We start from the raw sequence: 14,698 nt of genomic DNA, 5'->3' as shown, positions 1-14,698 counted from the left end.
GATACAGCCTGCAATTTTAATCGACTTTAGATTAAGGACTCCAAACTCAAGGCTCCAAACTATTTACCTTCCCACCAGGTCAAAGGAAACTTAATCTCATCAACAGAGCTTGCAATCATATCAGGTTTAAAAGCATAATGCCCTAAAGTATCTTTGCTTGAGATGCCCGAAAGTACCAGAATGGTTTTATATCCCATTTGAACACCTCCCTGTATATCCGTTTCCATTGTATCGCCAATAACCGTAGTTTCACTGGTTTCTAATCCCAGAAATTTACGTGCTGAGCGCATCATCACCGGACTTGGCTTGCCTGTAACAAATGCTTTTCTGCCAGTTGCTTCTTCAATCATAGCAGTAGTTGCGGCAATACCTAAATTATTCCAACCTGGTTTCTTTGGCGATGGATCTCTATTGGTGGTGATAAATTTAGCTCCAGCAAGAATCATATCAACCGCACGCTGCACCATTTCGAGCGTAAAGTTTCTACCTTCTCCAAGTACCACAAATTCTGGATCGGTGTTTACCAAAGTAATACCATGGTCGTGCAAACTGCTTAATAAACCACCTTCTCCCAATACATAAGCAGTACCATTCGGGCTTTGATCGGAAAGGAATTTACCTGTGGCCATCGCACTGGTGTATACATGGCTTTCTTCTACCTTTATACCTAATCCTTTAAGTTTGCGTACGACCTCTAATGCAGTTCTCTGACTATTATTAGTCATAAACGCAAAAGGAATATCTTCATCTATTAAGTTTTTAATGAATTTATCAGCACCAAATATCAATTCTTCCCCGCTATAAATCACCCCATCCATATCTATTAATAATCCTTGTTTCATGTTTTGTAGATTTAATCTGTTTATGTGCAAACTTAATATTTTCTTGTTCAATCAGTGTTAAGATAAAGTCTTTAGGTAGTCAGTTTTTAACCCAAACTTATCCTGTCGATATTAAATGGTATTTATTTCCTCTTCATTTATTTAATAAAAAATTAATGTTCGAATTGTAGCATATCCTCAATTTGTACCGTATTCATAGAAAATCAAATTATGAGAAACGCTTTTAAAGTAACCACCGCCTTTTTGATTGTGTTAACCATCCTGAGTGCTTGCAAAAAGAAAACGGATAACCCAATGGATTTTACCATTGACGCGCAAAATCTAACTCCTTGTACAGAAGGAAGCTGCCTGTTTGAGTATGTTAATAATGCAGCAATGCCCGATCGGCAGATTACACTTAGCACCGGGCAATACCGGGTTTTTTGGGCTACTAAGAGTAATAGCTTCAGCACCACGCGGATATATATGGAAGCACCAATGAAGGGTGATAAATTTTTATTAACGGATGCTGATATTCTGGCTGGAAAGGTAAAACATCTGTTTTCTTGCGCTTCATGCGATTATTTCAACTTAACTCCAATTGCAGGTACGGTTAAGGGAATTAAAGTGGCTAATGCGAATAACTCATCCGAAAAATGGTTGTTGGACGCACACATTGTTGTGGCAGCTGAAAAATCTAAAATACCTGTAGATACCATCCAAATTAAACAATATTTTGATTTAGCAGTGAAATAAGATGAGGCGTTTATGTATTAATTAAATGTACATAGGCGCCATTTTTCGCCAATAATGGGGGCGGTGTGCATTGCTCTCCCAGGTATGAAACTGATTGGGGATACCTTTCTCCCATAACAGGCTGCTTAGGTGCTGGTTTCCACTTAAAAATGGATCTGTTTCGCCTACGGCAAGAATAATTTCCATGTTTCTAACTGCTGATAACAATCGATCGTCGTTTAGGTTAGCAATATACTGCGCTGGCATATTAAAATAAACCCTTTCATCGTGAAACCCGTTCAGCAGGTCTCTAAAATCACCTATATTGTCTGTAAGGTCATATCTTCCGCTGATACCAACCGCTTTTTTAAATAACCAGGGATATTTCATGGCGAGGTTTATAGCATGGTAGGCGCCCATGCTACAGCCAGCAGTTTCTACATAATCACCATCATTTTTCTGATAGATAAGCGATAATACTTCTTCAAGGAGATATTTTTCATACTGTAAATGCCGGTCTATCCTTACCGATGGAAATACCTCATCGTTATAAAAGCTCTCTCCGTCTATACTATCTACACAAAAAATTTGGAGTTCTCCATTTTCAATTTGTGTACTTAAAGAAGCTATAATTCCCCAATTTTCGTAATCGTAAAACCTGGCCATGCGGGTAGGAAAAAAAATGACTGCTCTTCCGGCATGACCGAAAACGAGTAGCTCCATATCCCGTTGAAGATTATGACTGGACCATTTATGATATTCCCTGTTCATTGGCATCAATTCTTTTGTGGAAAATTAAGGCATATATGTTATCAGGATATTAATTGCGCGTAATGATTAACCTAATTTCTCTTTAACAGTAGTTGCCCACAAACGATAACCTTCTTCGCTCAGATGCAATCCATCGTGATCGTAAAGTTCAGGGTTTGGGTTACCTTCTTTATTGAGCATTTTTTTAAATACATCAATAAATTTCCAATTGCTATTGAGTTTAATAATTTCGCTTTCGATGAGATTATTGGTGTATCTAAACTGATCGGCCATTTGCCAGCGGGTTAGACTGGGTTTTAGCGATATAAAATAACAGGGCAATATGCCAAACCGCTGGTTAACTTTAACCATTAACTGCTGGAAAAAGATAAATATTTCCTCAGGGTTTCTACCATCACCAAGGTCGTTATCGCCTGCATATACCACAAGCGCCTTTGGTTTGTAGTCTATCATAATCCGCTCAAAAAACCATACACATGCTGCTAATGTAGAGCCGCCAAAGCCTAAATTGGTTACTTTCATGTAATCAAAATCATCTTCTAGGCTATTCCACAACCGGATAGATGAACTGCCATAGAAAATAACCCCCGGATGCTCCCGATCTAAGCGATGCGCCCTTTCCAATTGTTTAACTTCTTCTTCGTACCAGTACATATGGTTAAAGATAAAAAGATCTGCCTCTTGAAGAAATGTATTGTATGTTAAGTTTATGTTATTAGGTGTTGGTTTATTGGTTCATTCGTCATTAGTATATTGGTTATTTGTTCATGCGTATTGCTCAATTTTACAGGAACTAAAACTTAATACCCTAAACTTCTTAATGATCAAAGAAAGCAAGGTCGGGGTTTTATACCATTAAGGCAATAAGAACATTAAGGTTGAATTAGTATGATCTTAATATCCTAAACTTCTTAATGATGAACTAAATAGGATTAACGATTTTACTATTAAGGAATTAAGAACATTAAGTTTGAACTATCTGCCTTATTAATAGCCACTAAATTGTTTCGGGTCGCCCCATTCTCTTTAAGATACGGTAATGGGAGCGAAGTGCTGATAAGAAGGTACTGTTTTCATGATAAGGCAATCCAAATTCCAGAGCGGTTTGTTTCACAATAATGGAGATTCGACCATAATGTACATGGCATATTTTAGGGAAAAGGTGATGCTCTATCTGTCGGTTTAACCCACCAAGAAAGAAAGCAGAAATTGGCGATTGGGTTGCGAAATTAGCTGTAGTACGCATTTGGTGTTCAGCCCAGGCCTCTTCCATATTGCCTTCTGCATTGGTTGTTGGAAAAGTGGTTCCTTCTACTACATGAGCAAGTTGGAAAACCAGTCCCATGGTTAAGCCCTGAGCCATGTGTAACACTACAAAACCGATTGCAATCTGCCACCAGGCAAGCGGCATAATCAGTATCGGTAAACCAATAAAAATAAAGTAGTAAAGAAACTTATAGAAAAAGAGGTTAAAGTATTCGATCTTCGGATGTTTGTTCTGGCAGGCACCTACACTTTTTTGAAAAAACTTTTTATAATCTTTACGAAATACCCAGGAAAGCGAAGCCAGACTATATAAAGGAAAGGCATACCATTGCTGGAAACGTTGATGGGGTTTTAATTCATCTTCTGTACAGATGCGTATAAGTCCTGGTGCTACTTCGATATCTTCGTCATGACCAGGTATATTGGTATAGGTATGGTGTACCACATTGTGGGTAATGTTCCACACATACGGATTGGCACCAACCATATTAAAAAGAAAACTAAAAAATGAATTGGTGCGTTTAGAACTCGAAAACGAACCGTGAATGGCATCGTGGCAGATATTGAAACCGATGAATGCACATACTGCACCAAGCAGAATAGTTAAACTTAAGAGAATACCTATATGAAAAGAAGAGAGTAATATAGTTAAATAAAGTGCCAAAAATAAGATGAGGAAAAGAAAGGCTTTAAACCACATCAGCACGTTGGCATTGATACTTCTATTGTTTTCTTTAAAGTCGTTGTTTACTCTGCGGCGAACTTCCGAGTAAAATGTATTCCCTGCTAAACATGGGAATTTTGCTTTTGATTTCATGATCTTGTGCGCTAATCTACCCCATGTACGAGGTCGATAACTCCAAGTTCATTAAGCTTTATGTATAGCCCGGCCAATTAGCCCAGCTTAGTTATAAACGTAAACAACTGTGTTTTAGTTTTCGACGAAGATAATAAATTAACCGTTGATGCACCTGGCAATCATATCAAATAATTACGAATTTCTTAATAAGAGCGTAAATTAATTTACTTCAATGACTGTATTAAACAAATTAATAATGAGATGAAAGCAAAAAGTAAGGATAAAATATTGGTCACTAATATTTTAGCTCCAGATTATATTCAATTGGAGAATTCAATTTAATTATGACACAGACTACTCGCTGTAGTTCCTCTTATTAGCAGCATAAATATGGTACCAAATGTAAAAAATCCATATTAATACCACTGTGCTATAAACCAATTCGGGTTCAAAAGAATCCCTTGTAGTTAATAGTGCAATGGAGGAGATCAGAGCAGTCAGGAAGAAATAAAGAATATTTTTCATAACATACTGATTTAATGAATGTTGGATTTAGTAAATATAATAAAATATCTCCTTTGGAGCAAATGTTTGATGAAATAATTTACCTGATTCTGATGAACTCGGTTTTTTATCTTATTTATAAGGTGTTTTTTCTTCATTTAATTTGTGTTTTACTTGTTGTTATACATAATTATAGCGGTTTGAAGCTTATTTAATTGCTTAAAGTAATTAGTTTGGATTGTTGCTTTAAATTAATATGGATCTTTATCAGGATAACGACTGTGAAGTTGTTTTACTTTAAAATGAAGTAAATAAGTTTACCGGCCAGTAAGTAAAAGTGCCAAATGGTTAAGAATTAACTTGAAATGCACAAAATTGTGGCACAAGAGAATTTATATTTTTTTGTAAGTTTACGCGGCACAACCACCAAGAAACCAATAACACACACAAATGATTAAATTTTCTTTAAGCTTAATTTCTTTTACACTAGTTTTTTTTGGATTAAAAAACTTCTTTAGCGAACCAAAAATACAACGCGTATCACCACCCGAATTAACAATAACCAATTTCGCAGGACCTGATGTTACACCCAGCCCAGCCTGTTTAGCCGTAGCACCGACTGGAGAAGTATATGTTGGTGTTGATATGATCGGCTCTTTAGGTAAAGATCCTGGTAAAGGCCATATTCTTAAATTGATAGATAAGGATAACGATGGTAAAATGGACGAACATGTAGATTTTGCCGAGGTGGATAATCCACGCGGTATTATTGTTCAAGGCAGCCAGGTATATGTATTACATACCACTTTTTCTAAAGAAACAAAACAGGCTACCGGCATGAATTTAGTTGTTTTCGAAGATAAAGATGGCGATGGAAAAGCCGATGGACCCGAAAAACCGCTTATAGAGCATATCAGTAATGCCAAATATATCCGCGAACGTGGTACCGACCATGCTACTAATGGCATTAGAATGGGCATTGATGGATGGATTTACATTTCTGTTGGAGATTTTGGATTTCATGATGCGGTAGATCGTTCAGGCAAAAAACTAACCATGTTAGGTGGCGGAATTATGCGTGTTCGCCCTGATGGAACTGAAATGGAAGTATATACACATGGTACACGTAATGTTTATGATGTAGCTATCGATCCTTACATGAACGTTTTTACCCGAGAAAATACCAACGATGGCGGTGGATGGAATGTCCGTTTCTCGCACCACATACAATCTGGAGAATACGGTTACCCTGTGTTATTCCAGAATTTTACTGATGAAATTATTCCTGCACTTGCAGATTTAGGTGGAGGATCGGGTACCGGAGCATTATTTATGGATGAACCAAACTGGCCGGAACAATATAACCATGTACCAATGATGGCAGATTGGGGCAGAAGCATGTTATATATTCATAGAGTAACCGCCGATGGGCCGACTTTTACACAGAAAGATGAAGAATTTATTAAACTCCCTCAGATTACCGATCTTGATGTAGATGGTTCAGGAAGGCTCTATTTGTCGGCTTGGGACGGTGCAGGTTACTCTGGAAGTCCTAATAAAGGCTATGTTGTTCGTGCAGTGCCAAACAACTGGACATACAAAGCTTTTCCTGATGTTAAAAAAGCTTCAATTAAAAAATTAACCGAGTTACTTAAATCGAATAGTGCAGTAGGCCGTTTAACTGCTTCGCAGGAATTGGTTTTGCGTAATAATAAACAAGCTATTGCATCGGCTTTAAAAGTGGCTTCCGATCAAGGCTTAGCACTTGATGTTCGTATAGCTGGTATGTATACCTATGCACAGCTAACCAAAGAAAATGGTATCGCAACTTTAGTTGAATTTACCAAAGATAATGCAATTAAGGAATTTGCCTTGAAAGCACTTGCTGATCGTAAAGCGAATATAGACAAAGTACCAGTTGAACCATTTTTAGAAGGTTTAAAAGATCCTTCTCTTCGCGTTCAGGCTGCTTCGATAATAGGTCTAAACCGTTTGGGCAGGGCAGAGGTTGCCAATACGCTTTTACAAACCAAGGTACCTGCTTCATTTACTGCACCTGCCAAAGGTACTGAAGGACCTCATGCAACACCAAATTCAGCTATTATTTTGCCTCATTTAGCTGTTAGGGCCTTAGTTGATCTCCAGGCTGTAGATGCTTTGCTTGCTGCAGTTAAAACTGAAAATTCTGCCCTTGCACTTTGGGCCTTACGTTATATACATACCGAAAAAGCGGTTAACGGATTGATCGAAAACTATAAACAATCGACAGATGAAAAATTAAAACAGCAGATATTGGTTACTTTAGGCCGTTTGTATAAAAAAGAAATTGCTTATGATGCTTCTTGGTGGTGGGGTACACGTCCCGATTCACACGGACCATATTTTAAAGCCGTTTCGTGGGAAGGTTCTCCTATTATCGAGAAATTTTTGAAAGAAGAAGCTACAAAAGCAGGAGCGAAGGGAAAACAATTTTACGTTGATTTAAATGCACGCCAAAGGATGGACATTCCTGAATTTGCTGAAGAAGAAAAAGTAGCTGCTGCCGAAGAGCCAAAAATTGATTTGGATAAAATCAAAAACAAAAAAGGTCAGGTAGGTAAATCATCTATCGAAGATGTATTGCTGGCCATCAATAAATTACAGGGTGATCCATTAAAAGGAAAAAATATTTTCAATAATCAAGGTTGTATTGCCTGCCATAGTTTAAGTAAAAGCGAGAAAATGAAAGGTCCTTTTATGGGACAGATCGGCTCTATCATGAACCGTGAGCAGATTGCAGAATCGATATTAAAACCTAATGCTTCAATTTCTCAGGGATTTGCTTCGGTAATGATTACCGCCAAAGGCGACCGTACCTACATGGGCTTTATTACAGAGGAAACGGCTGCCAAAGTGGTGGTTCGTAATATTGCAGGAGAAGTTTTCACCATTAAAGCGGGCGATATCCTATCGAGAAAAGAAATGGAAACTTCGATGATGCCAGAAGGTTTGGCCAATTCATTATCATATGAAGAACTGGCTTCGTTAGTTTCTTTCTTATCTGAACAAAAGAAATAGTCCCTTGCAGTTAAATTTGATAAGTATGAAATAACCCCATGAAGAAAAATCAGCTTATCACAATTATATGTACCATCATAACTTTGTTTTGCTCTACTATAGCAGTAGGGCAAAACAAGGAAGTTGATTCAACTTTTAAGATGCCGTCGCATCCAAGGTTATTGATAAACCATGAGCTTGAAGAACAGATCTTAGAAAATGTAAAGCGCGATGAGAAGTTTAAACAAATCCACCAAGCCATATTATCAGAAGCAGATTACGTTTTAAATAAACCCGTATTAGGGCGGGTGATGATCGGAAAACGTTTGCTTGCTGTATCCAGAGAAGCACTTAAACGGATTTATTACCTCTCTTATGCTTTTAGGCTAAACCATGATAAAAAGTATTTAGCCAGAGCAGAAAAAGAACTGCTCGCAGTTTCTGGTTTTAAAGATTGGAACCCAAGCCATTTTCTTGATGTGGGTGAAATGACAATGGCTTTATCAATAGGTTACGATTGGCTATATCAGGATTTACCCCAATCAACCAGAAGTATAGTTGCTCTTGCCATTCTCGAAAAGGGAATACGGCCTTCAACAGATAAAAGGTATAATAACTGGTTAAATATTACCAATAACTGGAATCAGGTATGCAATGCAGGCATCTCGTTTGGTGCAATAGCTACTTTCGAAGAACACCCGGCATTATCAGCTAAACTTATTAACCGGGCAATTAAAAGTGTAACCCTACCCATGCAACAATATGCTCCTGATGGTGCTTATCCAGAAGGTTATGGATATTGGGAATACGGCACTTCTTTTAATGTGATGTTTATCAGTGCTTTGGAAGGTGTTTTTCATCAGGATTTTGATTTAAGCGCTCAGTCAGGTTTCCTTAAAACAGCTGATTATCTGGCTAATATGACAGCTCCTTCAGGAAAACCTTTTAATTATTCGGATAGCAGGGCGGTGGCTGAATTTAATCCCGCACTTTTTTGGTTTGCATCGAAACTGAACGATCCTGCTTTACTTTGGGTAACTAAAAAACAGCTCGATGAGCAAATGCCGCTACAGAATAGATTACTCCCATCGGCAATGTTGTGGGGTGCAAAACTATCGCTTAATAACATTAAGCCTAAAACTACACAGTTTTGGATAGGAAATGGTCCTAATCCGGTTGCTTTGATGCGAAGTTCGTGGACGGATCCGCTGGCTACTTTTGTAGGTTTTAAAGGTGGTTCACCCGCTGTTAGCCATGGCCATATGGATGTAGGCTCTTTCGTCATGGAATCGCAGGGAGTGCGTTGGGCCATGGATTTTGGGATGCAGGATTACGAATCGCTCGAATCGAAGGGCATTAATCTTTGGGACAGTAAACAAAATGCAGCGCGCTGGAAAATATTCCGCTATAATAATCTCGCACACAATACCCTTTCAATTGATAGTACTTTTCAGAATGTTAGGGGCAATGCTGCTTTCATCAGTAGCGCTGATAATGGCCTGTTTATGAATGCTGTTGCCGATCTGAGTAGCTTATATGCCGATAAACTAAAAAAATCAATTAGAGGGGTGGCCTTGATCGATAAAAAAGCAGTAATGATCCGTGATGAAATAACCGTAGGAAACACCGATGTAACCCTTCGGTGGTCGATGGTTACACCTGCTACGGTACACATCATTGATAAGCATACCATCGAATTAAGTTATAAAAACAAAATATGTTATCTCTTTGTAGATACCAAAAGCAATGTTAAAATAAAAACCTGGTCAACAGATCCGGTTACAGATTATGACGCCAAAAATCCAGGAACTTCGATTGTAGGATTCGAAGTAAGGCTTAAAGCTAACAGCGAACAAGCCATATCGGTATTTTTAGCTGCCCAGAATCCATTACCCCAAAGCTTTTCTGCTAAACCGATAGCCAGTTGGCCTAAAAAATAAATAGGCCTGGTAGTTGACGTATTTTCAGCTTTACTTCTAAGGCTTGATTTTACTTATAATTCTTTCTAAAAACTATACTGATGAAATTTATTGTTATTGTCGAGCAATTTTTATCATAAAATTGCGCCAGTTGTTTTGGTTTAAAAAAACAAAACTTACATTTAGCGATTAAATCTATATACCTAGTCGATGAGCAGATCGGGCAGGTATGACCACCAGTTATGGAAGACCATTTTTTTGAACAAATTATTAAGAACCCTCTTGAACAACCAAATATTCCACCCAATGAAGTGATATCCCTTTGGGCAGAAAAGCTAATTCAAGTGCTTTTTCCAGAAAATTCTCCTAAAGTATTTTCTACAATTATAGATGTAAAGAAATATGTTGCTGTTTTGGAGCTTGAACTTTATGATATCATATCGGCCAGTTGTAAGCTTAAAAATAGCGAATGTAAAAATGCAGCTGGTCAGTTTTTTGAAGAACTGCCAGAGCTTTACCGTGTATTGAACACCGATATAGTAGCCATTTATGAAGGCGATCCAGCTGCACAAAGCAGGTTTGAGGTCATTAGAACTTATCCCGGTTTTTATGCCATCTGTTTCTACAGAATTGCCCATATGCTTTATAATTTCGGTATACCGCTGGTTCCGAGAATTCTTACCGAATATGCCCATTCTAAAACAGGAATCGATATCCATCCGGCAGCCAGTATTGGCGAATACTTCCATATCGATCATGGAACTGGGATTGTTGTTGGCGAAACCAGTACAATAGGTCGTTATGTGAAACTTTATCAAGGGGTAACACTTGGCGCTTTGAGTGTTAAAAAAACATTAGCAGGCAGCAAACGTCACCCAACAGTAGAAGATAGGGTAGTAATATACTCTGGAGCAACCATATTGGGCGGCGAAACCATTATTGGGCATGATAGTATCATCGGGGGAAACGTTTGGCTTACAGAAAGTATCCCAGCTTTTTCTACGGCTTATCATTCTCCAATAATTACCATTAGAAACCATAAAGAAACCAATTAATATATTAAAATATGGCAGGAATAATCGATCTGATCGGAAATACGCCAATGGCTGAACTTCAAAAGCTGAATATTAACCCGGCTGTAAGGGTATTTGCCAAATTAGAGGGAAATAATCCAGGCGGTAGTGTTAAAGATAGAGCGTCGCTTAATATGATCAGGAGTGCGATAGAACGTGGGGATATAGCTCCTGGAACTAAACTGGTAGAGGCCACAAGTGGTAATACCGGAATTGCATTGGCTATGATTGCAAGTTTATACAACTTAGAAATTGAACTGGTTATGCCAGCCAATTCTACGCGCGAACGTAAGGTAACCATGGAGGCCTTTGGTGCAAAAGTAACCCTGTTAGAAAGTATAGAAGAATGCAGGGATTATGCAGAAGAAAAAGGCGTTTCAAAGGGGTATTTTTTATTAAATCAATTTGCAAACCCTGATAATTACCTTGCTCATTATAAAACAACCGGACCAGAAATATGGAAAGATACGGAGGGACAGATTACGCATTTTGTAAGTTCTATGGGAACAACGGGGACCATTATGGGCTGTTCCCGATTTTTTAAGGAAAAAGATAGTAATATTCAGATTGTAGGCTGTCAACCTACTGAGGGCTCTTCTATTCCAGGTATTAGGCGTTGGCCTGAAGAGTATCTACCAAAAATATTCGATCCGCTACGGGTAGACCGGGTAATGGATATTGCGCAGGAAGAAGCAACCTTAATGTCGAGAAGAATGGCTAAAGAAGAAGGTTTATTTGCAGGTATGAGCTCGGGAGGTGCCTGCGCGGCTGCTTTGAAGCTTGCTGGTGAACTAGATAATGGAACCATTGTTTTTATCGCCTGCGACCGGGGAGACCGCTACCTGAGCAGCGATCTTTTTGGTTGAGCATAAATCACTAATCTTGCCGGGCTTTTTTTGATAAAAGCATGCGAACCCTTTGAGTGATGGCTTCCATTTCAAAGGGTTTTTCTATGTAATCATCCCAATGTGTTTTGTAATAAGTACTATTGTGAATACCATTTCGTGATCCCATGAGCACGATAGGAATGGAACCATGTACCGATAGTTTTAGTTCCGTACATATCGCCCTTCCATCGCTCATACCCAACGAAATATCGATTAAAATAATCGGGTTGGAAAGCAGCAACCTTGGTATGCAAATCCATCGTACTGGAAAGATTCATCGTAATATAGCCTTCAAATTCGAAGATCATCCTTATGGCATCAAGTGTTGCAGGGTGATCTTCAATAATTAATATCTTTGGTTGGGATAAGAACATTTCTTTGTGTTATTAATTAAGGAAAGCTAAGATTACCAGTGCCTCGCTTTTTAAGCAATAACTCAAATATTTTCGAGTCTGTTCTGGTGAGGCTATCAAGAGAATTGCGTAGGCTCTGGTTTACCAGGCTTAAATTGGTAAACATAGTTCTCAGGTTATCGTTTTCATCTCTCAGCTCCAAAAGCTCATTGGCTATACTCCCAAAATCTCTAATCCAGCTATCAAAACAGTTTTTATCAATTTCTAATGCGGTATAAATTTCTTCAGGATCTCTGCCGTTGTAAAATTCTTGAATGCTCTCAATAATTTTGGCAGGGGTGTTATTCAGTTTCATGGTTGGTTTCAGATGCTGTTTGTGCAGAAGGCTAAACCGTCCCCTGTCTAGACCTTCTGCGGCACAGCAATATTTTAAAAAGTTTTCATTTAAGGATAGGGACAAAGAAATAGAGCGTTTAAAGATTATCAAAATTTTTGTCTACGCAGTAATACGCACTAATTTTAATTGTTTGGATTTCAGGTAGTAAAATAAAATGTAATTGGTATTCGGTTCATTATATATAGTTTTTGATGAATTAGCGTTTTTAAATAAACCATGCCGCCAGGCGTGTAACAAATCATCCCGGAAAAGACCGTTTCTGTCGACATGGTTAAAAATATGAGTACAATCCAGACAAAAGGCATTTAAGCCAGTTTGGTTTAAAAAACGGTATCGCACCGCGTGCACTCTATATAGCTATATGCAAAGAGGGTGCGGCAGGTGGATTTTAACGATACGCATTTCTACGCAAAGATATTCAAGTTGCTGTAATTAAGTGTGTTAGGTGGTTTTTGATAATTTATTGTTGAAATAAAGGCAAAGAAAAAGCGGTCTATTTTTGTATATTATTTAGGACGATTTGGTGAGGTCTAACATCCAAGCGTGCATATTGGTTTCGCCATCTATACCCAGTTTTTTACGAATTCTATATTTGCGGCTCTCTACAGCACGTACACTAAGTTTGCAGGTTCTGGCAATTTCCTTAGTATCAAAATTTAACCTGATGTAAGCACAAAGCGTTAACTCTGCAGGTAGTAGTTGTGGCGAAACCTGAAGTAACTTTTCGATAAAGGTAGATTCAGCTTCACTAAACCGCTTCATAAATGAAGGGTCTCTGGCATGAGCAAGTTCGATGAGTGCTTTCAAAGAAAAATGTTCAACAGATTTTTCTGTTTTTGCATCGAGCTGTTTACGGTAACCTTCAACCTGTTCTTGAAGCAGAATACGTTGCCTCCGAAAATGCGCATTATGCCGTGTTAATAATCTTAATCGTTGGCCATAAAGACCGAGGCTGATGAGTATTCCTTCAATTATTCCAGCTAAAGTGAGTAAATTATAGCTGTAAGATTGAAAGGGTATTAACTCAGATAAACAAAAAACAAGGTAAATGGAAACCAAGGCAACGGGGATCCATCCCAGTACGTAACACCAGATAAGGGGATTTTTTTTGGCATAACCGCGGATTATAATCACTTTAATGCTACTGAACAGAAAAAGTAATGAGGTTAATAAAAATAAAACATGTGTAAGTATATTGGTAATGCTTCGGGCATCCCATAAAGAGCAGATCAGGATTAAACCCCATCCAAACATTAATACCTTAAAGAATTTATTGAGCTGCGGAAGTTGGCGTTTAAGTTTTAAAAAATAGCTGTTAAACAGAATCGTAGCAATGTAACCAGCTGCAATAAAAAAATGAGCATGCACTAATATAAACCGGGCCATTGGCGGACCTAGCAATAAGCCATAACCTTGAAGATAACAGACCATTACAATGAAATAAAGCAAAATAATCCTTGCTATATAAAGCGCAAAGAGTTTACTCCGTGTAATAACGAACATAAAAACATGAAAAATTAGGATCATCAATGCGATACCCATATAAATAGGTTGCACGCTATGTGCTTTAAATAAAGCGTGATTCAATACCGATTCGGTAACAAGCTTAACCGGCACAAGTAAAGTATTCATTGCCCGCATTCTTACATATACTTCGCCAATTGGTGTTTTTACCTGCTTTAAAGGAAATACATAGCCGGTACCTAGAATATTATCATTTTGTTTCAGGTTGAACATGCCAGAACTTATCTGGTTTATCATCCCGCGTTCATCGCGATAAAATACGGTAATAGAATCGATGTTCGCATAATCGATAAACAGATAGGGGGTGGTTTGGTTGTTATTTTTGAAACGGAGCTTCATCCACCATACTTTTCCGCTGGTGCCACCGTTAAAAATTGCTGATTTGCCTTTTGAAAAACGTTCTGGCTTAAATTGCGCTACCTTTTCAAAAGGTGTTGTTTCGAGAGCGTCCCGCCAAAAGTATCCTGCTTGGCCAATGTTAACAAAAGTTTGTTTTTCTACCTCGATCACCGGTTGAGCTATGCAAAGGCCGCTTTCAATCAAAAAAGCAATAAGAATAAAAATGGTCTTCATTAATTAAACCAATGTAAAAAAGCTGGGATGACTTATTACA

The 14,698-nt window shown here is 38.1% G+C and carries 13 protein-coding genes; 5 read left to right on the top strand and 8 right to left on the bottom strand.

The window, feature by feature from the left end; genetic code table 11:
* Window positions 1-59: 59 nt before the first annotated feature.
* The gene (locus ACN9MR_RS11560) at window positions 60-842 is read right to left on the bottom strand and encodes an HAD-IIA family hydrolase (RefSeq protein WP_121285161.1); all 783 of its coding nucleotides are present in this window, start codon (window positions 840-842) and stop codon (window positions 60-62) included.
* Window positions 843-1,052: 210 nt separating this feature from the next.
* On the opposite strand from ACN9MR_RS11560, the gene ACN9MR_RS11555 reads away from it, so the two are divergent.
* The gene (locus ACN9MR_RS11555) at window positions 1,053-1,577 is read left to right on the top strand and encodes a hypothetical protein (protein ID WP_426329836.1); all 525 of its coding nucleotides are present in this window, start codon (window positions 1,053-1,055) and stop codon (window positions 1,575-1,577) included.
* Window positions 1,578-1,598: 21 nt separating this feature from the next.
* On the opposite strand, the gene ACN9MR_RS11550 is transcribed toward ACN9MR_RS11555, so the two are convergent.
* From ACN9MR_RS11550 to ACN9MR_RS11535, 4 genes are all read right to left on the bottom strand, one after another.
* Window positions 1,599-2,279 carry an esterase family protein gene (locus ACN9MR_RS11550; RefSeq protein WP_426329835.1) on the bottom strand — a complete coding sequence of 227 codons (681 nt, stop codon included), beginning with the start codon at window positions 2,277-2,279 and terminating at the stop codon, window positions 1,599-1,601.
* A gap of 114 nt (window positions 2,280-2,393) precedes the next feature.
* On the bottom strand, window positions 2,394-2,981 hold the full coding sequence (locus ACN9MR_RS11545) for a GDSL-type esterase/lipase family protein (RefSeq protein ID WP_426329834.1): 588 nt from the start codon (window positions 2,979-2,981) through the stop codon (window positions 2,394-2,396).
* A 343-nt stretch (window positions 2,982-3,324) separates the two neighbouring features.
* A complete protein-coding gene (locus tag ACN9MR_RS11540) occupies window positions 3,325-4,410 on the bottom strand; it encodes a fatty acid desaturase family protein (RefSeq protein WP_426329833.1) in 1,086 nt (361 codons plus the stop codon).
* Between the two features lie 336 nt (window positions 4,411-4,746).
* Complete coding sequence (locus ACN9MR_RS11535) at window positions 4,747-4,917, bottom strand: hypothetical protein (protein WP_426329832.1); 171 nt, start codon at window positions 4,915-4,917, stop codon at window positions 4,747-4,749.
* Window positions 4,918-5,346: 429 nt separating this feature from the next.
* On the opposite strand from ACN9MR_RS11535, the gene ACN9MR_RS11530 reads away from it, so the two are divergent.
* From ACN9MR_RS11530 to cysM, 4 genes are all read left to right on the top strand, one after another.
* Window positions 5,347-7,953 carry a DUF7133 domain-containing protein gene (locus ACN9MR_RS11530; RefSeq protein WP_426329831.1) on the top strand — a complete coding sequence of 869 codons (2,607 nt, stop codon included), beginning with the start codon at window positions 5,347-5,349 and terminating at the stop codon, window positions 7,951-7,953.
* Window positions 7,954-8,093: 140 nt separating this feature from the next.
* Window positions 8,094-9,872, top strand: coding sequence for a heparinase II/III domain-containing protein (locus tag ACN9MR_RS11525; protein WP_426329830.1), 1,779 nt, complete (start codon window positions 8,094-8,096; stop codon window positions 9,870-9,872).
* A gap of 221 nt (window positions 9,873-10,093) precedes the next feature.
* Window positions 10,094-10,906 carry a serine O-acetyltransferase gene (locus ACN9MR_RS11520; RefSeq protein ID WP_426329829.1) on the top strand — a complete coding sequence of 271 codons (813 nt, stop codon included), beginning with the start codon at window positions 10,094-10,096 and terminating at the stop codon, window positions 10,904-10,906.
* Window positions 10,907-10,917: 11 nt separating this feature from the next.
* Window positions 10,918-11,790, top strand: coding sequence for a cysteine synthase CysM (cysM, locus tag ACN9MR_RS11515; protein ID WP_426329828.1), 873 nt, complete (start codon window positions 10,918-10,920; stop codon window positions 11,788-11,790).
* A gap of 119 nt (window positions 11,791-11,909) precedes the next feature.
* Here the strand turns inward: cysM and ACN9MR_RS11510 are convergent, their stop codons facing one another.
* From ACN9MR_RS11510 to ACN9MR_RS11500, 3 genes are all read right to left on the bottom strand, one after another.
* Window positions 11,910-12,185, bottom strand: coding sequence for a response regulator (locus ACN9MR_RS11510; RefSeq protein ID WP_426329827.1), 276 nt, complete (start codon window positions 12,183-12,185; stop codon window positions 11,910-11,912).
* A gap of 16 nt (window positions 12,186-12,201) precedes the next feature.
* The gene (locus ACN9MR_RS11505) at window positions 12,202-12,519 is read right to left on the bottom strand and encodes a hypothetical protein (protein WP_426329826.1); all 318 of its coding nucleotides are present in this window, start codon (window positions 12,517-12,519) and stop codon (window positions 12,202-12,204) included.
* Between the two features lie 552 nt (window positions 12,520-13,071).
* Window positions 13,072-14,658, bottom strand: coding sequence for a 7TM diverse intracellular signaling domain-containing protein (locus ACN9MR_RS11500; RefSeq protein WP_426329825.1), 1,587 nt, complete (start codon window positions 14,656-14,658; stop codon window positions 13,072-13,074).
* Window positions 14,659-14,698 lie beyond the last annotated feature (40 nt).

Source organism: Pedobacter sp. R-06 (genome assembly GCF_049913135.1).
GTDB lineage: Bacteria > Bacteroidota > Bacteroidia > Sphingobacteriales > Sphingobacteriaceae > Pedobacter.
The sequence above is the reverse complement of the archived record's forward strand: the minus strand, read 5'-3'. Positions and strand labels throughout refer to the sequence as shown.